At 59.1% G+C, this 23,432-nt stretch carries 22 protein-coding genes and 4 tRNA genes; 17 read left to right on the forward strand and 9 right to left on the reverse strand.

Features of this window, described 5'->3' with window-relative positions:
• Positions 1-53: 53 nt before the first annotated feature.
• On the forward strand, positions 54-491 hold the full coding sequence (locus G5168_RS16050; RefSeq protein WP_005339229.1) for a universal stress protein: 438 nt from the start codon (positions 54-56) through the stop codon (positions 489-491).
• A gap of 192 nt (positions 492-683) precedes the next feature.
• Positions 684-1,697, forward strand: coding sequence for a tryptophan--tRNA ligase (gene trpS, locus G5168_RS16055; RefSeq protein WP_103252027.1), 1,014 nt, complete (start codon positions 684-686; stop codon positions 1,695-1,697).
• Here trpS and G5168_RS16060 read toward each other — a convergent pair.
• Positions 1,676-2,635, reverse strand: a complete 960-nt coding sequence (locus G5168_RS16060; protein ID WP_005357110.1) for a LysR family transcriptional regulator — start codon at positions 2,633-2,635, stop codon at positions 1,676-1,678. The genes trpS and G5168_RS16060 overlap by 22 nt on opposite strands.
• A gap of 91 nt (positions 2,636-2,726) precedes the next feature.
• Here G5168_RS16060 and G5168_RS16065 point away from each other — a divergent pair, with 91 nt between their 5' ends.
• Both G5168_RS16065 and G5168_RS16070 read left to right on the forward strand, forming a co-directional pair.
• Entirely contained in the window at positions 2,727-3,626 is a 900-nt protein-coding gene (locus G5168_RS16065) for a DMT family transporter (protein ID WP_005339234.1), read from the forward strand.
• Positions 3,611-3,772, forward strand: coding sequence for a hypothetical protein (locus G5168_RS16070; RefSeq protein ID WP_005339236.1), 162 nt, complete (start codon positions 3,611-3,613; stop codon positions 3,770-3,772). Before G5168_RS16065 ends, G5168_RS16070 begins: the two co-directional genes overlap by 16 nt.
• Before the next feature lie 124 nt (positions 3,773-3,896).
• Here the strand turns inward: G5168_RS16070 and G5168_RS16075 are convergent, their stop codons facing one another.
• Positions 3,897-4,358 carry a DUF6314 family protein gene (locus G5168_RS16075; protein WP_216979780.1) on the reverse strand — a complete coding sequence of 154 codons (462 nt, stop codon included), beginning with the start codon at positions 4,356-4,358 and terminating at the stop codon, positions 3,897-3,899.
• A gap of 40 nt (positions 4,359-4,398) precedes the next feature.
• On the opposite strand from G5168_RS16075, the gene G5168_RS16080 reads away from it, so the two are divergent.
• Positions 4,399-5,253, forward strand: coding sequence for a carboxylate/amino acid/amine transporter (locus G5168_RS16080; RefSeq protein WP_216979781.1), 855 nt, complete (start codon positions 4,399-4,401; stop codon positions 5,251-5,253).
• 6 nt (positions 5,254-5,259) lie between these two features.
• On the opposite strand, the gene G5168_RS16085 is transcribed toward G5168_RS16080, so the two are convergent.
• Positions 5,260-6,123 carry a GGDEF domain-containing protein gene (locus tag G5168_RS16085; protein ID WP_064334991.1) on the reverse strand — a complete coding sequence of 288 codons (864 nt, stop codon included), beginning with the start codon at positions 6,121-6,123 and terminating at the stop codon, positions 5,260-5,262.
• Between the two features lie 70 nt (positions 6,124-6,193).
• Positions 6,194-6,907 (reverse strand): 3-deoxy-D-manno-octulosonic acid kinase, encoded by a 714-nt coding sequence (locus G5168_RS16090; protein ID WP_421252448.1) that lies wholly within the window; start codon positions 6,905-6,907, stop codon positions 6,194-6,196.
• Positions 6,908-7,107: 200 nt separating this feature from the next.
• Here G5168_RS16090 and G5168_RS16095 point away from each other — a divergent pair, with 200 nt between their 5' ends.
• From G5168_RS16095 to G5168_RS16130, 8 genes are all read left to right on the forward strand, one after another.
• A complete protein-coding gene (locus G5168_RS16095; RefSeq protein ID WP_421252449.1) occupies positions 7,108-8,160 on the forward strand; it encodes a glycosyltransferase family 9 protein in 1,053 nt (350 codons plus the stop codon).
• 303 nt (positions 8,161-8,463) lie between these two features.
• Entirely contained in the window at positions 8,464-9,090 is a 627-nt protein-coding gene (gmk, locus tag G5168_RS16100) for a guanylate kinase (RefSeq protein WP_421209830.1), read from the forward strand.
• A gap of 79 nt (positions 9,091-9,169) precedes the next feature.
• Entirely contained in the window at positions 9,170-9,445 is a 276-nt protein-coding gene (gene rpoZ / locus G5168_RS16105) for a DNA-directed RNA polymerase subunit omega (protein WP_005307060.1), read from the forward strand.
• A 131-nt stretch (positions 9,446-9,576) separates the two neighbouring features.
• Positions 9,577-11,694, forward strand: a complete 2,118-nt coding sequence (gene spoT / locus G5168_RS16110) for a bifunctional GTP diphosphokinase/guanosine-3',5'-bis pyrophosphate 3'-pyrophosphohydrolase (RefSeq protein ID WP_005339255.1) — start codon at positions 9,577-9,579, stop codon at positions 11,692-11,694.
• A 44-nt stretch (positions 11,695-11,738) separates the two neighbouring features.
• Positions 11,739-12,470, forward strand: a complete 732-nt coding sequence (gene trmH / locus G5168_RS16115; RefSeq protein ID WP_047439846.1) for a tRNA (guanosine(18)-2'-O)-methyltransferase TrmH — start codon at positions 11,739-11,741, stop codon at positions 12,468-12,470.
• Complete coding sequence (locus tag G5168_RS16120) at positions 12,470-13,129, forward strand: CatB-related O-acetyltransferase (RefSeq protein WP_216979785.1); 660 nt, start codon at positions 12,470-12,472, stop codon at positions 13,127-13,129. Before trmH ends, G5168_RS16120 begins: the two co-directional genes overlap by 1 nt.
• A complete protein-coding gene (locus G5168_RS16125) occupies positions 13,129-14,169 on the forward strand; it encodes an alpha/beta fold hydrolase (protein ID WP_421252450.1) in 1,041 nt (346 codons plus the stop codon). Before G5168_RS16120 ends, G5168_RS16125 begins: the two co-directional genes overlap by 1 nt.
• An 89-nt stretch (positions 14,170-14,258) precedes the next feature.
• On the forward strand, positions 14,259-15,074 hold the full coding sequence (locus G5168_RS16130) for a Cof-type HAD-IIB family hydrolase (protein WP_005339262.1): 816 nt from the start codon (positions 14,259-14,261) through the stop codon (positions 15,072-15,074).
• 34 nt (positions 15,075-15,108) lie between these two features.
• On the opposite strand, the gene G5168_RS16135 is transcribed toward G5168_RS16130, so the two are convergent.
• The 5 genes from G5168_RS16135 to G5168_RS16155 all read right to left on the reverse strand — a co-directional run bounded on the left by G5168_RS16135 (position 15,109) and on the right by G5168_RS16155 (position 16,260).
• Positions 15,109-15,624 (reverse strand): ricin-type beta-trefoil lectin domain protein, encoded by a 516-nt coding sequence (locus G5168_RS16135; protein ID WP_005339265.1) that lies wholly within the window; start codon positions 15,622-15,624, stop codon positions 15,109-15,111.
• A gap of 178 nt (positions 15,625-15,802) precedes the next feature.
• Positions 15,803-15,879, reverse strand: a tRNA-Pro gene (locus G5168_RS16140).
• A 71-nt stretch (positions 15,880-15,950) separates the two neighbouring features.
• A tRNA-Leu gene (locus tag G5168_RS16145) sits at positions 15,951-16,036 on the reverse strand.
• Positions 16,037-16,056: 20 nt separating this feature from the next.
• A tRNA-His gene (locus G5168_RS16150) sits at positions 16,057-16,132 on the reverse strand.
• A 51-nt stretch (positions 16,133-16,183) separates the two neighbouring features.
• Positions 16,184-16,260 (reverse strand) — tRNA-Arg (locus G5168_RS16155).
• A gap of 232 nt (positions 16,261-16,492) precedes the next feature.
• Between G5168_RS16155 and G5168_RS16160 the strand changes: the two genes are divergently transcribed.
• The 4 genes from G5168_RS16160 to G5168_RS16175 all read left to right on the forward strand — a co-directional run bounded on the left by G5168_RS16160 (position 16,493) and on the right by G5168_RS16175 (position 23,401).
• Positions 16,493-17,089 carry a TetR/AcrR family transcriptional regulator gene (locus G5168_RS16160; protein WP_421252451.1) on the forward strand — a complete coding sequence of 199 codons (597 nt, stop codon included), beginning with the start codon at positions 16,493-16,495 and terminating at the stop codon, positions 17,087-17,089.
• Entirely contained in the window at positions 17,086-18,219 is a 1,134-nt protein-coding gene (locus tag G5168_RS16165) for an efflux RND transporter periplasmic adaptor subunit (protein ID WP_005339268.1), read from the forward strand. Before G5168_RS16160 ends, G5168_RS16165 begins: the two co-directional genes overlap by 4 nt.
• A 15-nt stretch (positions 18,220-18,234) precedes the next feature.
• Entirely contained in the window at positions 18,235-21,315 is a 3,081-nt protein-coding gene (locus tag G5168_RS16170) for a multidrug efflux RND transporter permease subunit (RefSeq protein ID WP_216952542.1), read from the forward strand.
• Between the two features lie 118 nt (positions 21,316-21,433).
• Positions 21,434-23,401 (forward strand): ATP-binding protein, encoded by a 1,968-nt coding sequence (locus G5168_RS16175; RefSeq protein ID WP_421172830.1) that lies wholly within the window; start codon positions 21,434-21,436, stop codon positions 23,399-23,401.
• Positions 23,402-23,432 lie beyond the last annotated feature (31 nt).

Here is a 23,432-nt window from a genome sequence, read left to right on the forward strand (position 1 = left end):
AGTTTCAGCAGAGATTGGTATAGTGGGCTGAAGGATCGGTAAGGAGAACCCCCATGAGTGGAACAACCTATTACAAGCATATTCTGGCCGCGATCGACCTCTCTGAAGACAACCGCAAGGTGATCGACAAGGCGGTGGACAGAGCCCGCTCCAACGGCGCCAAGCTGTCGGTTATCCATGTCGATGTGGACCTCAAGGATCTCTACACCGAGATGATCGATATCGACATCGACAACGTGCAGGATCAGGTGATCGCCGAAGCGAAAGAGAAGCTGGAGGCATTTCTGGCCTCGGTGGACTATCCCATCGAGAAGAAGCTGGTTATCTGCGGCGATCTGAGCGAGCGGGTCAATCAGGCGGTCAAGGAGTACGAGATCGACCTGCTGGTGTGCGGCCATCGCCAGAGCTTCTGGAGCCTGCTCACCTCCAGCGCCCGTCAGCTGATGAATACAGTGCCCTGCGATCTGCTGGTCGTCCCCTTGCAGAAGTAATGAAACCGGCGTAGTTTGATTTGCTATGAACATGACCGCATTCAATCACAACTACTGGTGGTGCTGCTCCTAAACAGGCGGCACCGCGTTTCTATTGTAAATTTCCCAAAGAAAACACCGTGACCGCCGAGAGGCGGTCAACTGTTTTTATCCCTTTGTCGCCTCCCGGCTCACCCAACTGGAGAGAGTGACATGCACAACCCCGTAATCCTGACTGGCGATCGTCCCACCGGCAAACTGCACATCGGCCACTATGTCGGCTCCCTGCGCCAGCGCGTCGAAGCCCAGCACCACTACCGTCAATTCGTGATGATCGCCGACTTACAGGCGTTGACCGACAACGGCCACAACCCGGCCAAGGTGACCGACAACGTACTGGAGGTAATGGCCGACTATCTGGCGGTCGGCCTCGACCCAGCCAAGACAACCTTCTGTCTGCAAAGCGCCCTGCCCGCCCTCGCCGAACTCACCTGCTACTACCTCAATCTGGTCAGCGTCGCCCGGCTGGAGCGCAACCCCACCGTCAAGGCGGAGATCCAGCAGAAAGGGTTCGAACGCACGCTGCCGGCCGGTTTTCTGGTTTATCCGGTGAGTCAGGCCGCCGACATCACCGCCTTTCGCGCCAGCCATGTGCCGGTCGGGGAAGATCAGCTGCCGATGCTGGAGCAGACCAACGAGATCGTCCGCCGCTTCAACTCTCTGGTAGGCAAAGAGGTGCTGACCGAATGCCAACCGATCCTGAGTGACACCGGCCGCCTGCCCGGCATCGACGGCAAGGCCAAGATGTCCAAATCCCTCGGCAACACCATAGAGCTCGGCATGTCGGCGGAAGAGGTCAAACAGGCGGTGTTCGCCATGTATACCGACCCCAACCACCTCAAAGTGAGCGATCCGGGTCAGGTGGAGGGCAATACGGTGTTCGCCTATCTCGATGCCTTTCACCCCGACAAGGCGCTGGTCGCCGAGATGAAGGCGCACTACCGACGCGGTGGACTGGGGGACATGCGCTGCAAACAGGTGCTCAACGACTGCCTGCAGACCCTGCTCGCCCCGATGCGGGAGCGCCGTGCCGCGGCCATCGCCGACAAGAAGATGCTGCTGGAGCTGCTCTATCAAGGCACCGAGCAGGCTCGCATCATCACCGATGAGGTATTGGCGGAGGTGAAAAGCGCCATGGGGCTGGATTACTTCGCCAACATCCGCTGAGCGGGAGTACCGAGCGCATCGTCGCCGTAGAGGTCGAACACCAGCTGGTGCAACAGGCTCTTGAACCAGCCTATCGCCTCGTCGTGGGCGGTGAGCGGGTGCCCCGCCATCAGGTAGACGATGGGGATGGCGGGGTCGAGCTGGTGCATCCGCAGCGGGTAGTAGCGGCAGAAGTGGCGTCCGATCATCTCGGGCACCACCACCAGATAGCGGCCGGTCGCCATCAGCGGCGGCACCGCCATAAAGCTTGGCAACCGCACGCCCAGCTCCCGCTCCACCCCGAAGCGGGCCAGCCAGAGCTCCACCATCGCCTGACTGTGACCCCAGCTGGAGGTGTGGATGTGGGGGCGGCTCACCAGCTCGACCGGGGTCAGCACATCGGGCAACTCGCTACCGAGTGGCGACAGGCAGACCAGCGGGTTGTTGAACCACTCCTCCCGCCACAAACGGGGTGAGAGGTGATTCGCCCCGGCGAAACCGATCACCAGATCCAGCTCACCCTTTTCCAACTCCCGCTCGTAGTCGCTGTCCGCCAGCTCGCACACCTCAAGCCGACAGTGAGGGGCCTGCCGATGGAGCCGCTCCACCAGCACCGGCACCAGTCCGTGCTCCACCGAGCCCGGGGTGGCGATACGGAAAATCCGCCGTGCGGTAGCGGGATCAAACCCCTTGGCCTGCCGCAATCCCTGCTCCAGCATCGCCAGCGCCTGCCGCACCGGACCGGCCAGCGCCTTGGCTCGCTCGGTCGGCATCATTTCGCGCCGACTCATCACAAACAGCGGGTCATCCAGCGCCACTCGCAGCCGCCCCAAGGCGTGACTGACGGTGGATTGGGAGAGATGCAGCCGTTCGGCGGCACGGGTGACATTGCGCTCCTGCATCAGCATGTCGAATACGGCGAGCAGGTTGAGGTCGAGACGGGCGAGCGAGCTATCCATCGATATTAGCCATAGTTAAATGCCAACAATTCATTTTTACCATAGTAACAGATTGCCTAGAATGCGCTGGCTTAATACATCGGAGATTCAAATGCGTAGCTATCTGTTATTGCTGGCCATTGGCCTGCTGTGGGGTTCCCAGTTCATTTTCATGCACCAGGCCGTTGCCGAGTTGCCCCCCATTCTGGTGGCTGCCGGTCGTGCCCTGTGCGGCAGCCTGACCCTGGGTCTGCTCTGCCTGTTCATGCGACTCAAGAGTGAGCACACCCCGTGGCGCACCTATATGCTGATCGCCCTGCTGGATGCCACCATCCCCTTCATCATGGTCGCCTGGGGCCAGCAATATGTGGATAGCGCCATCGCCGCCGTGGTCATGGGTTGTATCCCGTTTGTGACCATTCTGGCTGCACCGCTGTTTATTTCTGGTGAAAGAATCACCAAAACCGGACTGCTTTCCGTGATCATCGGCTTTGCCGGTGTACTCACCCTGTTCTGGCCGAAACTCTCCCAGGGCATGAACGCCGGTCTGCTCGGTGCCATGGCCATCCTGCTGGGTGCCAGCTGCTTCGCCATCGGTCTGCTGATGATCAAGCGCTTCGCCAAGGACCATCCGGTCGTGGTCGCCCGCAATATCCTGATCTCCTCGGCAATCCAGTTGCTGTTGGTCGCCCCCTTCATGGTTGACCTCAGCAGCCTGACCCTGCCGAGCACCCAGGCCCTGAGTGCGATCACCGTGCTGGGTACCCTCTGTACCGGTCTGGTCTACTTCCTCTACATGGCGCTGATCCAGAAGGCCGGCCCGACGTTCGCCTCCTTCAGCAACTATCTGGTGCCGCTGTTCGGCGTGATGCTGGGTGCCCTGTTCCTCGGCGAGCAGATCCACCCCACCACCGGCGTTGCCCTGGCCCTGATCCTCGGCTCGGTCGCCATGAACCAGTGGGCCCAGCAGCGTCGTGTACAGCGTGAGGCAACCCTATGTCAGGCATCCTGACCACACTGTGCGGTGGTCTGGTGCTGATTGCCGGCTGGCAGTATCGCCAGCGGCTGGCCGGGATCCTGGGCCTGCTGATGGTACTGCTGCCCTGGTTCTTCGATAGCAAGCTGCAAGCCATGCTGAGCTATGCCCTGAATGCCTGAAGTCCATCTCTGAATGTGTGACGAGAGTCTATCTCTCCTGTTTTTGGGACTGTTTTAAAAAACCTCCGATTTGTCCCCCGCTACCGGCGCTCTGCGCCGGTTTTTTTATGCCTGCCAGCCGGCGTCAGATCAGATAGCGATAGCTGAGTCGCTCGTTCTTGCGCGGCCCGCTGATCTGCCAGCTCAGCAGAAAACCACCGTCGATCTCGGTCAACTCGGCGCTGTAGTGATCCGCCCCGCACAGATGGGGCTCGGCGGTCAGCCAGCGGCCATCTCCTTGTGGCAGCAACTCGAACAGTTCGACCGGCGCTTCATAACGCAGATGGGAGAGACGGATCCCCCGTTCGCTACGCTGCCACCAGAAGCGGTTGTGCATGGCGAGTTCCCTGCCATGAGGCGTGATGTAACGGCCCTGCTCGTTAAATAGCCAGCCCCCCTGATGATCGGTCACCTGCACACGCCCCTCGCCGCGACCACTCCAGTCGGTCGCCGACCCCTCGCCATTGCTGGCGGTGAAGGAAAATGCTCCGACCTGTGGCAATCGCGCCCATAAACGCTGGATTGCCGCTTCCATCTCGGCCATCATAGCCCCCTCAAAAATTGACAACTGATGATAAATCAAACACATGAACTACTTGATAGGGGTCACCCTGCTCTGGTCATTCTCCTTCAGCCTGATCGGGGTCTACCTCGCTGGCCAGGTGGATGCCTACTTCTCGGTGCTGACCCGCATCGCCCTCGCCAGTCTGGTGTTTCTCCCCTTCCTGCGCCGCCGCTGGCTGCGACCCGCTCTGGCAGGCAAACTGATGGCTCTCGGTGCCATCCAGCTCGGCATCATGTATCTCTTCTACTACCACTCCTTCCTGCTGCTGACGGTACCGGAAGTGCTGGTCTTTACCATCTTCACCCCCATCTACGTCACCCTGCTCCACGATCTGCTGGAAGGGCGCTTCAAGCCCACCTATCTGTGGGGCGCCCTGCTGGCGGTGCTCGGGGCTGCCGTCATCCGCTTCGACGGCCTGACCGAAAGCTATGTGCTGGGATTTCTGGTGGTGCAGGGGGCCAACCTCTGTTTCGCCCTGGGTCAGGTGGGCTACAAGGTACTGCTGGCACGGGAGGCGGAGCAACCGCCGCAACTGGCTGTGTTCGGCTGCTTCTATCTGGGGGCGCTGGTGATCGCCCTGCCCGCCTGGTGGCTGCTGGGCAAGCCGCAATACCCAACGTCAGGGTTGCAGTGGGGCATTCTACTTTGGCTGGGGGTGGGTGCCTCCGGCCTCGGCTACTTCCTCTGGAACAAGGGGGCGACGCTGGTCACCAGCGGGGTGCTGGCCATCATGAACAATGCGCTCATTCCGGCCGGCTTGCTGGTCAATCTGCTGCTCTGGGGCAAGGATACCGACCTGACCCGACTGACCATCGGCGGCCTGCTGATGCTGGCCTCGCTCTGGGTCTGCCAGCGTGACAAGCGCGGCCAACCCTGACCACACTCAGCCGACAACGGTATTGTGCTCCCGTCTGGCCTGACTGTGACAGCTGGCCAGCCGGGCCAGCAGATGATCGAGCTGCTCGCCAGCCTGACTCTGCACCAGCCCGATGCTGACGGTGACCGGCCGCTGTGACAGCAGGCTGGCATCGGCAATCTCGAGGCGCAGCCGCTCGGCGATCTCCAGCGCACTCATCCGCTCGGTCTGGGAGAGCATCAGGATAAAACCGTCCTCATCCCAGCGGGCGAAGGGATCTTCCCGCCGCAGTTCGTGACGCACGATACGCGCCAGCTTGGCCAGCATGGCGTCGCAGGCAGCTTCACCAAACAACTGCTGGATTTTGGCCATGTGATCGACCGAAAACTGCAGCAGACTGAAAGTGCCGCTCTCGGTGGCCAGCCGCTCTTCAAGCAGTTGCTCGAAACGGCCACGGCTCTCCAGTCCGGTCAGCGGATCGGTGCCATGTCGCTCCTCCACCAGCACGGCAGCGGGATCGAGGTGACGGACGACCCCCAGCAGATAGCCCCGCTCATCGCGACGCATCCGCTCTTCCAGCCGGATGTAGTGACCGTGATGATGCAAAATGCGGTATTCGAGGCGCAGACCGCTGCTGCGGCCGCTCTGGCAGGCGAGCAGGGCATCTTCCAGCCGGGCGACATCGTCGGGATGAACCCGATCCAGCCAGCCAAGATCATCCGGCCAGCTCTCTCCCAATCCCAACAGGCGCAGGCAGGAGGGATCACGCTGCAGTCCATGTTGGGCTGACCAGCTCCAGATCCCCGCCTCCAGCAGCGCCATGGCATCAGACAGCAGACCCGGATCAAGCCGGGCAGTCACATCGACCAAAGGTGTCTTGAGCATTTCCATGGGGCGCCTCGAAACAGGATCTGAATACCTGCTCAATAAGTAACATTGGCGTTCACGCCGAGCAACAGGGTCAGAGCGCTTTTCCCTGATACCCGTTCATCAAGGTCTGCCAGTTCTCCGGTACGAAGTGGAAACTGGTGTGCAGTTGAGACTCTTTATTGAATGAACGGAGCAAGCGTTCCAGATTGGCCTTCTGCCATTCGCCGGGGGAGCGGATCGCCCCCTTGTCAAAATCGATCACCCACACCTTGCCCTCTTTATCGAGCAACAGGTTATGGCTGTTGAGATCGGCGTGATAGACCCCGGCATCGTGCAACCGGCGCACCGTCTGGCCTATCTTGTGCCATACCTCGGTCGCCACCGGCCCCTGCTTGAGCAGCGCCACCATATCTTTGGCACCGCGAATTCGCTCGATCAGGATATCGGCACGATAGAAGGGTCCCTGTTTGACCATGCGGGCACCAAACGGACGCGGCACCGGCAGCCCCAGCTCGCACAGCTTGGCCAGCAGGGTGTATTCGGCCATGGCACGGCTCGACTCGACCCCTTCGAACCAGAAGCGATCCCGCACCACCTTGCCCACCATGCCGCCGCGATAGTAGTGGCGCAGCACCAGATGGCGGGACTCATCCTTGACGAACCAGGTCACCCCCCGCCCGATGGAGGTTCCCACCACCTGACGGTTGTTCTGCCACCAGGCAGGATCGAATAACTGGGGAGAGGGGTCGCGAAAGGCCCCTTCGGCATACCAACAGATCTGGTTGTGTTCGGTCTGTACTCGCATCGTGGAGATCCCGCTCGGTGGGTCGTTGATCGCCCCTGTTTATGGGCGATGAGGCTGCGACTGTGGCATGCCCGCAACATGTGCCAGCCATGGCGGCTATTCCGGTGGCAAAGCCCGGCTGACGATTGCGCGCAATTTTACAATCCACAGGGGAGTTTGCATAATGCCATCCACCCTTTTTGCCAGCCGTGCGCCACAACATGCCGCTATTTCAAACGCCCCCCTCCTCCATCTGCATCCTGCGGCTCTCCGCCATCGGGGATTGCTGCCACGCACTGGCGCTGGTGCGCGTCATCCAGCGGGAGTGGCCACAGACCCGCATCACCTGGATCACCGGCAAAATCGAGGCAACCCTGTTTGCCGATCTGCCCGGCGTCGAGGTGATCCCCTTCGACAAGAGCAAGGGATGGCGCGGCTATCGCGATCTCTGGCAGACCCTCAAGGGGCGCAAATTCGATGCCCTGCTCCACCTTCAGGCGGCGATGCGAGCCAGCATCGCCACCCTCGGCATCAGCGCCAAGGTCAAACTAGGGTTTGATCGGGAACGGGCCAACGACGGCCAGTGGCTGTTCACCAACCACAAGGTACCTTCGCCTGCCTCCCCCCATGTGCTGGACGGTTTCCTCGCTTTCGCCAAAGAGCTCGGCATCCAGGATCTGACCCCGGACTGGCAACTGCCCATCAGCGCCGATCATCAGGCGTGGGCAAGGGAGAAGATTGGCGGCAAACCGACTCTGCTTATCTGCGCAGCCGCCAGCAAGGCATTCAAAAACTGGACTGCCGCAGGCTATGCCGCGCTGGCAGATCACGCCGCCAACAAGGGCTTTCAGGTCTATCTCTGTGGCGGGCCTGCCAAACTGGAGCGGGATCTGGCTGCCGAGATCCGGCAACTCAGCCAGAGTAAACCGGTCGATCTGGTGGGGCAAACCAACCTCAAGCAATTATTGGCGCTGATTGGCGAGGCGAGTCTGGTACTGGCCCCCGATACCGGCCCCACCCATATGGCCACCATAGTGGGCACGCCGGTGATCGGCCTCTATGCCCACCACAATCCGGCCCGCACCGGCCCCTATCTGTGCCGCGACTACGTGGTCAGCGTCTATCAGGAGCTGGTCGAGCAGGAGACCGGCAAGCCGCTGGCCGAATTGAGCTGGCGCACCCGTCTCAAAGACCCGGAGGCCATGCGAAAAATCACCAGCGAGCAGGTGACCGCCGCGTTCGATCGGCTCTGTGCAGATCGTCAACTGCCGTAGTGACAGGGCACCTCGGGAATTCCGAGCCATCAGGCAGGGATAACCTGATAGCCTCTGCCCTCAGCCAAAGGCACAATGCAGGCTGATGTGGGTTACGCTCCCGCAGCAAGCTACGAATACTTTGATCGGCTGGAATATGATTCCGGCCGTTTTTTTATTCGCCGCATTCTGGTAAAATTCGCCGCCTTTACATCCTCCTGACTCAAGAATTTTCCGCGTTTTGCGTTTGGCTGTCTCCCTTTCGGGCACAAGACGGCGGTCTCTGCTACAACCAAAACAGCGGTTTCGATTAAAGGTAATAATATGGCGCAACAAGGCACTCTCTATATCATCTCCTCTCCGAGCGGCGCGGGTAAATCCAGTCTGCTCAATGCCTTGCTGACCAACCACAATCAAGCTGGCAAGATGCAGCTATCGGTTTCCCACACCACTCGCGCCACCCGCCCGGGCGAAGAGCACGGCGTCCACTACCACTTCGTTCAGGTGGAAGAGTTCAAGGCGCTGATCGAACGCGGTGATTTTCTGGAGTGGGCCGAAGTGTTCGGCAACTACTACGGCACCTCCCGCGCCACCATCGAAGCCTGTCTGGCCAAGGGGATCGACGTATTCCTCGACATCGACTGGCAAGGTGCCCGCCAGATCCGCGAGCAGATGCCGACCAAATCCATCTTCATCCTGCCCCCCAGCCGCGAAGAGCTGGAACGCCGCCTGATTGGGCGCGGTCAGGACAGCGCCGAAGTGATTGCCGGCCGGATGGCGAAAGCCATTGCCGAAATGGTGCACTACGACGAGTATGACTATGTCATTATCAATGAAGAGTTCGAGCAGGCACTGTTCCAGCTCAGGTCCATTATTGAGTGCCAACGGCTGGAGATGCGTCACCAGCAACAGGCTCAAAAAAACTTGCTGCAACAGCTACTGGCAGAGTAAGCCAAAAACAAGTAAACTTTTGCGTCATTTTTAAACACTGCTTTTCTAAATACAGAAAGCCCAAACACTGGAGTCCTGCATGGCACGCGTTACTGTAGAAGATGCTGTAAAACAGGTAGGTAACCGTTTTGACCTGGTGCTGGTCGCCGCGCGCCGCGCTCGTCAAATCGCGGTACAAGGCAAAGATCCCCTGGTCGACGAAGAGAACGACAAGCCGACTGTGATCGCCCTGCGTGAGATCGAGCTGGGTCTGGTGAACAATCAAGTGATGGACACCCAGGACCGCTACGAACAGCAAGAGCAGGAAGCCGCCGAGCTGGCTGCCGTTGCTGCCATCGCCGAAGGCCGCGGTTAAGTTATTCCTCCGGTTGGCACCCGCCCGGGTGCCGACTGTTCATCCCCATTTACAACCGCTCGAAAACCTCGCAAACTCAGGGCTATACCCTCAATTCCACGAATTGCCGTTTCACCGCTGCGGGGACTGTCTTGTATTTATTTGAAAACCTTAAAGAAATAGCCAGTTCCTACCTGCCACCAGAGCAGGTTGAGAAGCTCAAGCAAGCCTATGTGGTGGCCCGTGATGCCCACCAGGGCCAGATGCGTTCCAGTGGCGAACCCTACATCACCCACCCTGTTGCCGTTGCCCGGATCCTGGGTGACATGCGCCTCGATCATGAAACCCTGATGGCCGCCGTGCTGCACGACGTCATCGAAGACACCTCTGTCACCAAGGCCGATCTGGCCGAACAATTCGGCAATGCGGTTGCAGAACTGGTGGCCGGGGTCTCCAAGCTCGACAAGCTGAAATTTCGCGATCGCAAAGAGGCGCAGGCCGAGAACTTCCGCAAGATGGTGATGGCGATGACCCAGGATATCCGGGTCATTCTGATCAAGCTGGCCGACCGCACCCACAACATGCGCACCCTGGGCTCCCTGCGCCCTGACAAACGCCGCCGCATCGCCCGGGAAACCCTCGAAATCTTCGCCCCCATCGCCAACCGCCTCGGTATTCACACCATGAAGAACGAGCTGGAAGAGCTGGGTTTCGAGGCGCTCTATCCCATGCGATCCCGCGTATTGCGCGAATCGGTGCGCCGCGCCCGTGGCAATCGCCGCGAGATCATCGACTCCATCCAGAGCGAAATCAGCGGTCGCCTGAAAGAAGCGGGGATCGAGCATCAGGTCAGTGGCCGCGAGAAGAATCTGTTCTCCATCTACAACAAGATGGAGAAAAAAGAGCTGCAATTTCATGAGGTAATGGATATCTACGCCTTTCGTGTCAAGGTGAAGGACATAGATACCTGTTACCGGGTGCTGGGACAGATGCACAGCCTCTACAAACCGCGCCCCGGCCGCTTCAAGGATTACATCGCCATCCCCAAGACCAACGGCTACCAGTCGCTGCATACCTCGCTGGTGGGGCCGCACGGGGTGCCGGTGGAGGTGCAAATTCGCACCGAGTTTATGGACCAGATGGCCGACAAAGGGGTTGCCGCCCACTGGGCCTACAAGCAGGATGGCGACAGCTCGGGCACCACTGCCCAGATCCGCGCCCAGCGCTGGATGCAGAGCCTGCTGGAATTGCAGCAGAGCGCCGGCAGCTCGTTTGAATTCATCGAAGGGGTCAAAACCGACCTCTTCCCCGACGAGATCTACGTGTTCACGCCGGAAGGACGCATCATGGAGTTGCCCGCTGGCGCCACGCCGGTGGACTTTGCCTATACGGTGCACACCGACATCGGCCACGCCTGCGTCGGTTCGCGGGTCGACCGCCACCCCTACCCGCTCAGCAGCCCGCTGCACTCGGGCCAGACGGTGGAGATCATCACGGCACCGGGCGCCCGTCCCAACGCGGCCTGGCTCAACTTCGTGGTGACCACCAAGGCGCGCTCCAAGATCCGTCAGTTCCTCAAGAACCTGCGCACCGAAGAGTCGGTGGTGCTGGGTCGCCGCCTGCTCAACCATGCGCTGGGCGCCAAGAATATCGAAGACATCCCCGAGCCGCGCATCAAGCAGGTGCTCGCCGATACCAAGCATGAGAATCTGCAGGGGCTGCTGGCCGATGTGGGCCTTGGCAACGCCATGAGCGTCATGGTGGCACGCCGCATGCTGGGGGATGAACTACCGCCGGAAGAGCAGCCCAAAACCAGCAGCAAGAAGATGCCGATCAAGGGTGCCGACGGCATGCTGGTCACCTTCGCCAACTGCTGCCGTCCGATCCCGGGGGATGCCATTATCGCCCACATCAGCCCGGGCAAGGGTCTGGTGATCCACCAGGAAGCCTGCCGCAACATCAAGGGCTACAGCAAGGAGCCGGACAAGTACCTGCCGGTGCAGTGGGAGGTGGACAAGGAGCAGGAACAGGAGTTCCGCACCGGCATCAGCATCGAGATCGTCAACCATCAAGGTGCGCTGGCCGAGCTGGCCAACGTGATTGCCGCCACCGGCGCCAATATTCACGCCATCAGCACCGAAGAGAAGGATGGCCGGGTCTATCAGGTCAGCCTGCTCATCACCACCAAGAGCCGCATCCACCTGGCCAACATCATGCGCAAGATCCGCGTGATGCCCAACGTGCTCAAGGTGAGCCGACAGAAGAACTGAACACAGGCGGCGCAAGCCGCCTGCTGCTTTTATTGAGACAAGCCATGACCCCCGAACGCTTCAAGCGCATCACCGACATGCTGGCCCAGCGTCAGCTCGATTTGACCGTCTGTATGGAAGAGGTACACAAACCTCACAATCTGGCCGCCATCGTGCGTACCGCCGATGCCATCGGCATCCACCGGGTACACGCCGTCTGGCCCAAAACCTGGATCCACAAGCGCAAGGGCACCGCCCGCGGCAGCCAGAACTGGGTGGATGTAAAACTGCACCCGGATATCGGCACAGCCGTTGCCGAGCTTAAAGCCTCCGGCATGCAGATCCTGGCGACTCACCTCTCCGACAGCTCCGTCGATTTTCGCGCCATCGACTACACCAAACCAACCGCCATTCTGGTGGGCCAGGAGAAGCACGGCATCGGTGAAGAGGCGCTGGCGCTGGCCGATCACCATATCGTCATCCCCATGGTGGGCATGGTGCAGTCCCTCAACGTCTCGGTGGCTGCCGCCGCCATCCTCTACGAGGCGCAGCGCCAGCGCGAGCTGGCCGGTTGCTATCAACGCGGCTGCCCGCTCACGCTTGAAGAGCAGAACACTATCTTGTTCGAGGGGGGCTACCCCATCTATGCCCAGCTCTGCAAAGAGAAAGAGATGCCCTACCCCCAGCTCGGCCCGGCCGGTGAAATTCTGGCGGACGAAGAGTGGTGGCAACGGATGCAGCTGACCCGCAAAGGGTGGGCGCAGCAGAGCGAGCAGGACGATCCGCAGGAGGAGTGATGGAGAACCCTTTTGGCAGCTGGCTGGAATCGCAAATCATCCGGGATCACCTGACCAACCCGAACATAGAGGCCGGCGACTACAGCTACTACTCCGGCTACTACCACGGCAAGCCGTTCGAGGATCACTGCGTCCGTTATCTGCTCGGCGATGGCTCGACCCGCGACACCTGGGAGAGCGGCCTCTGGGGCGAGGTGGATCGGCTGATCATCGGCAAGTTCTGCTCCATCGGCTCGGGCGCCACCTTCATGTTGGCGGGCAATCAGGGCCACCGGCTGGATTGGGTCTCCACCTTCCCGTTCAATCCCGACACCTTTGGCGAAGGGGCCCGCAGCGGCTTTCTGCGCAAGGGGGACACTCGGATTGGCAACGATGTCTGGATCGGCTCGGAAGCGATGATCATGCCCGGCATCACCATAGGTGATGGTGCCGTCATCGCCACCCGCGCCGTGGTAACCAGGGATGTGGCCCCTTACACCATAGTCGGCGGCAACCCGGCCCAGCCGATCCGCCGTCGCTTCAGCGATGAGCAGATCCTCATGCTGCAAGAGATGCAGTGGTGGGACTGGCCCCTGCCTCGCTTGCAAGCCAGCATGGCGCTGCTCTGCTCGGGGGATATCGCCGCCCTTTATCACCATTGGCAACAGGAGTGTGCCTGATGAAATCCCTCTCTCTTTCCCTGTTGGCCCTGACCCTGTTTTCTGCCGGAGCCCTTGCCGTGACCAATACCTATCAGCTCACCAGCGAAGCCGATGTACCTAGCCTCTACCAGCAAACCCTGCCCGACTTCTGGCGCCAGCATGCGGTGGAAGGAGAGTTCAAGGGCAAGGATGGGGTGACCATCCGCTATGCTACGCTGCGGCAAGCCAAGGTCGATCGCGCCATCCTGATCGTCAATGGCCGGGTCGAGAGCTACCTCAAGTATCAGGAGCTGGCGTGGGATCTCTGGCGTCAGGGCTACAGCCTCTATCTCATCGACCATCGCGGTCAGGGGATGTCCGACCGGATGCTGGATGACCCGCAGAAGGGATATGTCGACCAGTTCGACGATTATGTGCTCGATCTGAAGCAGTTTCACGACCAGATAATCATGGCGGACCAGCCTGCCAAGCTGTTCCTGCTGGCCCACTCCATGGGCGGAGCCATCTCGGCCCGCTATCTGGAACGCTGGCCCGATGATATCAAGGCGGCCGTGCTCTCCTCCCCCATGCTGGGCATCAATCTCGGCGGTCTGCCCAAGTGGCTGGCCAAGGGATTGGCGAGCACCATAGGCACGGTCGGCGGTTGGTTTGGCGAACCACCCTATGGGCCGGGTCAGAGCACCTATCAGGATCACGGCTTTGCCGACAACGAGCTGACTCACAGTCAGTCCCGCTATCAGGCGTTCCGCCAGCTCTACGAACAGCACCCGCAGATCAAGCTGGGTGGCGCGACCGCCCACTGGATTTATCAGGGGATCACCGGTGCCGATGCTGCCATCGCCGATGCGGGCGCCATCAAGACGCCGCTGCTGGTGCTGCAGGCTGGCAACGACAGCGTGGTGGACAATGCCGCACAGGATCGCTTCTGCACCATTGCCAAGTGCGAAGGGGGCAAACCACTGCGCATCGAGGGCGCCTGGCACGAGCTGTTTATCGAATCCGATGACAAGCGCCAGCCCGCCCTGACCGCGATGGTCGACTTTTTCGCCCGCTTCTGAGCTGGCTATTTTTTGTAACCCTAAATAAATGGGGTGACAGTGCGGGCTAAGGTAAACTGCCCCTGTTTTCAATCGATGCCGAGGTAATGATGTTCAAGGTAGTTGTATCCGATCTCGATGGCACTCTGCTCAACAAGCAGCACCAGATCTCTCCCCGTACCCGGGATACCCTGCACCGCCTGGTAGAACAAGGTGTGAAATTCGTGGTCGCCACCGGCCGTCATCACGTTGACGTTCGCAGCTTCCGCGATGCGCTGGGGATGGACATCTACCTCATTACCTCCAATGGCGCCGTGGTCCATGACAAACAGGATCAGCTGATTTTCAACCAGCCGCTGCCGACCGAGATCGCCGCCGAACTGATTGCGCTGGAGCGCGACCCCTCTATCCACCTCAATGTCTATCAGGGTGATGACTGGGTGGTGGAAGAGGAGCTGCCCTGGCTGCTGCAGTTCCACGACGAGTCAGGGTTCACCTACCGTCTGGTCGATGACCTGAAGCAGGAACCGAAAGAGCAGATCAACAAGGTGTTCTACATCGGCGACCACGAGAAACTGCTGAAGATCGAGGCGCACCTCAACCAGCGCTACGGCGACCAGCTCAACGTCACTTTCTCCCTGCCGGACTGCCTCGAAGTGATGCACGCCGGGGTGCACAAGGGCAATGCGGTGCGTGCCGTGCTGGAGCAGAACGGGTTCGATATGTCGGAGGCTATCGCCTTCGGCGATGGCATGAACGACTTCGAGATGCTGACCATGGTGGGACGCGGCATCGTGATGGGCAACGCCCATGACCGTCTGAAAATGGCGCTGCCGGAGTATGAGCAGACCCTCACCTCCGATGAAGATGGCGTCGCCGTCTATCTGGAGAAGCTGTTCGAGCTGGAGAGCGTCAGCGCAGCCTGATCCTCTTCATCCCGCCATCCGATTCAACAAAGCCTCACCATGTGAGGCTTTGTTTTTTCAGGGTCTCCAGCCAGGGATTGGGCCGCTGCCAGCTGAAGCTCTGGTTCGCACCGCCGTAGCATTCAGCCAGCCGCAGCGGCGTGCCGGGGGTATGACGTCGCCCGGCCACATCGAGGCAGCGGGAGACCTTGCTGTTGAACAGCCTGTCTTTCTGCCACTCCCACTGCGCCTGACCGTCACAGGGTGCCAGCATCACTTCGCTGTCGTTTTTGGCTTGCAAACAGAGATCCTGCAGACGCAACTCACCCAGATCCCACTCGAACAGTTGATCGTCTTTTCCGCTGCAAGGTTGTGCCAACACCTTCTGTTGGGACACCGCAACGCAAAAATCACCGCTGGTCAGCAAGGGGGAGAGAGATCGCTCCTCCTGCGGTTGTGAAGCAATGGAGCCCATCATCACATCGGTGGATGGCGGCTTGATGGTACAGCCACCCAGCAGCAAGGCAGCCAGCAGGGCGGGAGAGCAAGCAAAGGAAATTTTGTTATTCATGGAAAATGCCTGAAATGGGCCGATGACATCCGGTTGTCAGTGACTCGAGGCTGAAGCATAACCGAAAGGTGGGGCACTCTGCCCTGATAGAGTGTAAACAGACGTAACAGAGAAAGCGTGCAGGCGCAGTAAAGGCCGGAAAGCAAAAAACCCCGCCGAAGCGAGGTTTTTCTAAATGTGGTCGGTGATAAAGGATTCGAACCTTTGACCCTCTGGTCCCAAACCAGATGCGCTACCGGGCTGCGCTAATCACCGATGCTATTCAAAAATAGCGTTTTTCAAAAAACAAAGACGACCTTATGGCCATCCTCGTCATACAGCAAGTATGGTGCGAAGAGAGGGACTCGAACCCTCACACCCGGGGGGCACTAACACCTGAAGCTAGCGCGTCTACCAATTCCGCCACCTTCGCGTACCTGACAAGCTGTAAAATGGGGTGGCTGATGGGGCTCGAACCCACGACAACCGGAATCACAATCCGGGACTCTACCAACTGAGCTACAGCCACCACAGCTGTTTTCGTTCCACAACAACGCCCGTTTAACCGACGCACTTTTTATGGTGCGCCCGACAGGATTCGAACCTGTGACCTCTGCCTCCGGAGGGCAGCGCTCTATCCAGCTGAGCTACGGGCGCTACGCTGTCGAACGGGGCGCATTATTAATGATGGTTGCTGGTTTGTCTACACTTTTCTGCCACCGAAACACTGTTCGTTGTTTTTTCAAGCACATTGCGCACTTTTCTTCCACTATTCCCCAGCTGACAGCCTAAAAGGGGCAGATCGCAGTCGCAAATCGCCTTGCTGCCTTGACTTGATTTGATGCCCATCTAGAATGAATGAACGTTCATTCAATCGAAAGTCACACTGATGATTCTGGATAAAAAAGAGAGCATCTTCAACGCGGCCCATGAGGTGCTGGGTGAACGGGGTTTTCATGGTCTGTCGATTGCGGAAGTCGCCAAGAAGGCCAATGTTGCCACCGGTACCATCTATCGCTACTTCGGCGACAAGGATGATCTGATCCGGCAACTGCACCAGCACACTATCTTGCAGTGTGTCCCCATGGTCATGGCCGATGTAGCAATCGATAAAGTTTCATTTCAACAATTTCGCCGATTATGGCTCAATATTCATGCCATTTTTGTTAACGAACCCAACGCTATCCGGTGCAAATTGCAGTACGAGAGCTCTCCGCTAGGGGCAGAATTGGAGACCAATCCTGTCATTCTGGCCGCTTGGGAGCCTCTGGACCGATTCTTTGAACAGGGCGTTGAACAAGGATTGTTTATTGATTTACCGATACGGGCACTCCAGGTGTTGAGTCTGGACAGTGTCATGCATCTGGCCCTGCAGTGCAGGGTTCACAACATCACGCTGACCGAATCGCAGTTGGAAACCGCGATCCGAGCCAGCTGGAATGCCATTTTATCCCCCAATCTTTCCACCTCAGGAGCCTGTTCATGAAAAAGTGGATGGCCATTATGTTGCTGATAGCGATCGCCTTGTTTGGCAGCGTCATCGGCTTCAATTTGTTCAAACAGAAGATGATTGCCCAATACATGGCCAACCGGCCGGAACCCGAGTTCCCCGTCACCGCCATGGTGACCAAGGCGCAGGATTGGGTACCGACCATCGAAGCGATCGGCTTCATCGAGCCGAATCAGGGGGTGACCCTCTCCACCGAACTGGCAGGTACCATTGACGCCATCACCTTCGAGTCAGGCAAACCGGTCAAGGCAGACCAGCTGCTGCTGAGCCTGGACTCCACCGTGGAGCGGGCCAATCTGCGCGCCTCCCAGGCCAAGCTGCCGGCGGCAAAAGCCAAGTTCGATCGTTTCCAGAACCTCTACAAGACCAGCTCCATCTCCAAAGAGCAGCTAGATGAGGCGGAAGCGGCCTATCGCTCACTGGAAGCGGATATCGAGAGTCTGAAGGCGACCATTGCCCGTCGTGAAGTCCGTGCGCCCTTTAGCGGCGTGGTCGGCCTGCGCAATGTGTTCCTCGGTCAGTATCTACAGCCGGGCACAGATATCGTTCGCCTGGAAGATACCAGCGTGATGCGCCTGCGCTTCACCGTGCCCCAGACCGATATCTCCAAAATCAAGCTGGGCCAGACCATCAAGATCAATGTGGATGCCTATCCGCAAACCCAGTTTGACGGCCATATCACCGCTATCGAGCCTGCGGTCAACTTCCAGAGCGGCCTGATCCAGGTACAGGCAGACATTCCGAACAACGACGGTCAGCTCCGTTCCGGTATGTTCGCCCGCGCCAGCATCATTCTGCCGACGGTGAAAGATCAGATCGTGATCCCGCAGAGCGCTATCTCCTTCACCCTTTACGGTCAGAACGTCTACGTGCTCAAAGAGGGCGAAGAGACCGACAAAGAGGGTAACAAGGTGAAAGTGCTGCGAGCCAAGCAGGTTGTGGTCAAGGCCGGTGAGCGCCGTGGCAACGATGTGCATGTGCTCTCCGGCATCCAGGCCGGTGACCAGATCGTACTGTCGGGTCAGGTTCGCCTGAGCAACGACACCAAGGTGCATGTGGTCGAGAACGATGCCCTGGCCGTTCCGGCACAAACCCCGATGCTGTAAGCGCGGAGATCTGCGATGCGATTTACTGACATATTTATAAAACGGCCTGTGCTGGCGATCTCGCTCAGCTTCCTGATCGCCTTGCTGGGCTTTCAGGCCATCTTCAAGATGCAGGTACGGGAATACCCCGAGGTGACCAACACGGTGATCACCGTCAGCACTGGCTACTATGGCGCCAGTTCTGATCTGATCCAGGGGTTCATCACCCAGCCGCTGGAACAGGCGGTCGCGCAAGCCGACAACATCGACTTCATGACCTCCTCCAGCCAGCTGGGTAGCTCCACCATCACTGCATACATGAAGCTCAATACCGACCCCAACGCCGCGCTGTCCGACATACTGGCGAAGGTGAACTCGGTGCGCTCTCAGTTGCCGAAAGAGGCGGAAGACCCCTCGGTCACCTCCTCCACCGGTTCAACCACGGCGGTGCTCTACCTCGGCTTTACCAGCCCGGAGCTCAACTCCAGCCAGATCACCGACTATCTGGAGCGGGTTATCAAGCCGCAGCTCTTTACTGTCGGCGGGGTCTCCAAGGTTGACCTCTACGGCGGTGTCGAGTTTGCCCTGCGGGTATGGCTGGATCCGGCCAAGATGGCGGCCTTCAACCTGACTGCCAGCGACGTGATGACGGTGCTCAACAGCAACAACTATCAGTCCGCGACAGGTCAGGCGACCGGTTACTTCACCCTGTTCAATGGCAATGCCGAGACCCAGGTCAAGGATGTCGACGAGCTGAAGCGACTGGTGGTGGCTACCCGCGACGGCAAGGTGATCCGTCTGGCGGACATCGCCAAGGTAACCCTCGAGAAGAGTCACGATGTCTATCGTGCCAGCGCCAATGGTCGCGAAGCCGTGGTCATGGCGGTCAACGCCGCCCCGACAGCCAACCCCATCAACATCGCCCGCGATGTGCTGGCACTGCTGCCGAGCCTTGAGCGCAATATGCCGAGCACCATGCGTCTCAACGTGATGTATGACTCCACCGTGGCGATCAACGAGTCCATCCACGAGGTTATCAAGACCATCCTGGAGGCAGCCGCCATCGTTCTGGTGGTCATCACCCTGTTCCTCGGTTCGTTCCGCGCGGTCATCATCCCGATCATCACCATTCCGCTCAGTCTTATCGGCGTAGTGATGATGATGGATATGTTCGGCTTCTCGATAAACCTGATGACCCTGCTGGCGATGGTGCTGGCGATCGGTCTGGTAGTGGATGACGCCATCGTGGTGCTGGAGAACGTCGACCGCCATATCAAGGAGGGGGAAGAACCGTTCCGGGCCGCCATTATCGGTACCCGCGAGATCGCGGTACCGGTTATCGCCATGACGGTTACCCTGGCGGCGGTATACGCGCCTATCGCCCTGATGGGGGGTATCACCGGCTCCCTGTTCAAGGAGTTTGCCCTGACGCTGGCCGGTGCAGTGTTCGTCTCGGGCATCATCGCCCTGACTCTGTCACCGATGATGTGTTCCAAGATGCTCAAGGCCAACGAGCAGCCAGGCAAGTTCGAGAGCACAGTCCATCACCTGCTGGAGCGGATGACCGATCGCTACGACAGCATGCTGCACGCCGTGATGAAAAAGCGCCCCGTCATCGTGGTGTTCGCCGTCATCGTCTTCGCCAGCCTGCCGCTGCTGTTCAAGTTCATCCCGAGCGAACTGGCACCGTCAGAGGACAAGGGGGTAATGGCCGTGCTGGGTACCGCACCGTCCAACGCCAACCTAGACTACATCGAAAACACCATGGCGGATGTGAACAAGATCCTGGACGAGCAGCCCGAGATCGCCTTCTCCCAGGTCTTCTCAGGGGTGTTCAACGCCAACCAGGCGTTCGGTATCGCCTCCATGGTGCCCTGGAGCCAACGTGAAGCGAGCCAGAAAGAGGTGCTGGACCGGGTCGCCAATCTGGTGAAAGACATCCCGGGTATGGCCATCACCACCTTCCAGTTCCCGGAACTGCCGGGTGCATCGAGTGGTCTGCCGATCCAGTTCGTCATCACCACCCCGAACAGCTTCGAAAGCCTGTTCCTGGTGGCCGGTGAAATTCTGGCAGCGGCGCAGAGTAACGGTCAGTTCGTCTATTCGGATCTCGATCTGAACTACGACTCCGCCACCATGAAGATCCGCATCGACAAGGACAAGGCGGGTGCCTACGGCATCACCATGCAGGATATCGGTATCACCATGGGCACCATGATGGCGGACGGTTACGTCAACCGTATCGACCTGGATGGCCGCTCCTACGAGGTGATCCCGCAGGTCGAGCGCAAATACCGTCTCAATCCGGAGTCCATCAAGGGCTACTACGTGCGGGCCGCAGATGGCAAGTCGATCCCGCTCGGCAGCCTGATCACCATTGAAGTGGTTGGCGAGCCCCGCGCCCTGCCCCACTTCAACCAGCTGAACTCCGCCACTATCGGTGCCGTTCCGGCTCCGGGTGTGGCCATGGGTGATGCGATCAACTGGTTCCAGACCACCGCCGACGAGAAGCTACCGCAAGGCTATCGTTACGACTTCATGGGTGAAGCCCGTCAGTTCGTCACCGAAGGCAATGCGCTCTATGCCACCTTCGCGCTGGCACTTGCCATCATCTTCCTGGTGCTGGCAATCCAGTTCGAGTCGGTGCGTGACCCGCTGGTCATCATGGTCTCTGTACCGCTCGCCATCAGCGGGGCCTTGATTGCCTTGGCTTGGGGACTGGCGACCATGAACATCTACTCCCAGGTGGGCCTCATCACCCTGGTGGGTCTGATTACCAAGCACGGCATCCTGATCTGTGAAGTAGCGAAGGAAGAGCAGCTGCTGCGCGGCATGAACCGGATGGAAGCCGTGATGCAAGCCGCCAAGGTGCGTCTGCGTCCGATCCTGATGACCACCGCCGCCATGATTGCCGGTCTGATCCCGCTGCTCTACGCCGCAGGCGCCGGTGCAGCACAACGGTTCAGCATCGGTATCGTCATCGTGGCAGGCCTTGCCATCGGTACCCTGTTCACCCTGTTCGTACTGCCGGTGATCTACACCTATCTGGCTTCCGAGCACAAACCCTTGCCGGTATTCGATGAAACCATTCCGCCCAAGGCAAACGGCGGACACTGATCATCAATCACTTGCCAAGGCCCCGATACGGGGCCTTTTTTATGGTTCGCAGGAAAGACGACATAAGTGCATGAAGCAGTTAAACTAAAAAACACAACATCCAGACCGCAAGGACGCCATGTCAGGACTCATCTCCAAGACCGCCGAGGCCGTAGGCCGCAACGGACTCTCATACCGCCTGCTCTCCTATATTCTGGTGTGTAGTACCGTATTGGCGATGATCATTACGGTGCTGCAACTCGCCTGGGATTACCGCAAGGATGTCGCCGTCATCGAAGACAGCATCGGCCAGATCGAAGCCTCCTTTTTGCAACCTATTGCCGCCAGCTTGTGGAACCTCGATGAGGAGCAGGTCAAGGTGCAGATCGAAGGGATCATGAACCTGCCCAACATGCAGTTTGTGATGGTCAAGGAGATGCTCGGCAACTCCGAAGTGCCACTGTTGACCCAGGGAGTGGAACGGGAAAGCTATGACATCTCCCAGGAGTTCAATCTCACCTATCAGGGGGAAATTGTCGGCAAGCTGTTTGTCGCCGCGTCGCTGGAGCAGATTTACCAGCGTCTGATTGAGAAGTCAGTGCTGATCATGGTCAGCCAGACCATCAAGACCCTGGTGGTCTCATTTTGTATCCTGATCATCATTTACTATCTGGTGGTCAGACACATCAACCGCATCGCCAACTACGCCCAGAAGTTCAACCTCGATCGGCTCGACATGGAGCTGGTGCTGGAGGGGCGTCCGCAACCACGCAAGAAACCCGACGAACTGGATACCCTGGTCTCCACCCTCAACCAGATGCGCACCCGGCTACGTGACGAGCTGGTCGCTCGTCATCAGGCGGTGGAACAACTGCAACAGGAGCGGGATTTCTCCGCCACCCTGATCAACTCGGCCAACATGGTCATCTGCTGTATGGAGCCGGATCTCACCATCGCCAGCATCAATCCAGCAGCCATACTGCTGACCGGTTATCACCAACAGGAGCTGCTCCAGCACAACTGGCTGGATCTCTTCGTCAGCCCGACCCAGCGGGAAGAGCTGAACAATATCCTGAACGAAGAGGGGTCACTGGCAGACAAAGAGGTCATCATGCATGACCAGCAGGCCCACGAGCTGGTGCTGCAGTGGACCTTCGTACCCTTCTATGAAGGGCCGAACCTCAAGTACCAGATCGGGTTCGGCTACGACATCACCCAACTGAAAAAGGTCGAGCGGGAGATTATCCAGCTCAATGAGCAGCTGGAAGGAAAAGTGGTGGAACGTACCCGCAGCCTGAGTGAAGCCAACAACCAGCTGGGCAAGGCGTACGACGACCTGAAACAGGCCCAGCAAACCCTGGTGGAGTCGGAGAAGATGGCCTCCCTCGGCTCGCTGGTGGCCGGGGTGGCACATGAGATCAATACCCCAATCGGCATCAGTGTGACCGCCTCCTCCTACCTGCAGGAACGGGTTGCCGATTTCAAATCTCATATAGAGTCAAAACAGCTGTCGCGTTCCTATCTCAACGAGTTCACCGTCAACCTCGACGAGTCGATGCAGCTGCTGCAGAGCAACCTGCGCCGCGCCTCTGAGCTGATTGCCAGCTTCAAGCAGGTAGCTGTCGACCAGTCATCGGAAGCACGCTACAACTTCAGCCTCGCCGACAACCTCCATCAGGTGGTGGTCTCGCTTGGCCACAAACTGAAGAAGAGCCAGTGCGAAGTGGATATCCAGTGCGATCCCAAGCTGTCAATCTTCTCCTTCCCGGGCAGCTTTACCCAGATCTACTCGAACCTGATCCTCAACTCCATCAACCACGGGTTCGACAGCTGGGACAAACCGAAGAAGATCACCATCAAGGTGGAACAGCAGGGAGAGGAGCTGTTTATCGACTATTCGGACAACGGCCGCGGCATCCCGCCCGAAATCTTGCCGCGCATCTTCGATCCCTTCGTCACCTCCAAGCGGGGTCAGGGTGGCAGCGGTCTGGGCACCCACATCATCTACAACCTGGTGGTGCAACTGCTGAAAGGCCGTATCAGCTGTGCCAGCGAACCGGGCCAGGGCGCCCAGTTCCATATTCGCCTGCCGATCCAACATAACTGAGCGCTGGCTCTTGTGAGCCAGCCGCTTTATC

The organism is Aeromonas sp. 600724 (assembly GCF_049175135.1).
Lineage (GTDB): Bacteria > Pseudomonadota > Gammaproteobacteria > Enterobacterales > Aeromonadaceae > Aeromonas > Aeromonas veronii_A.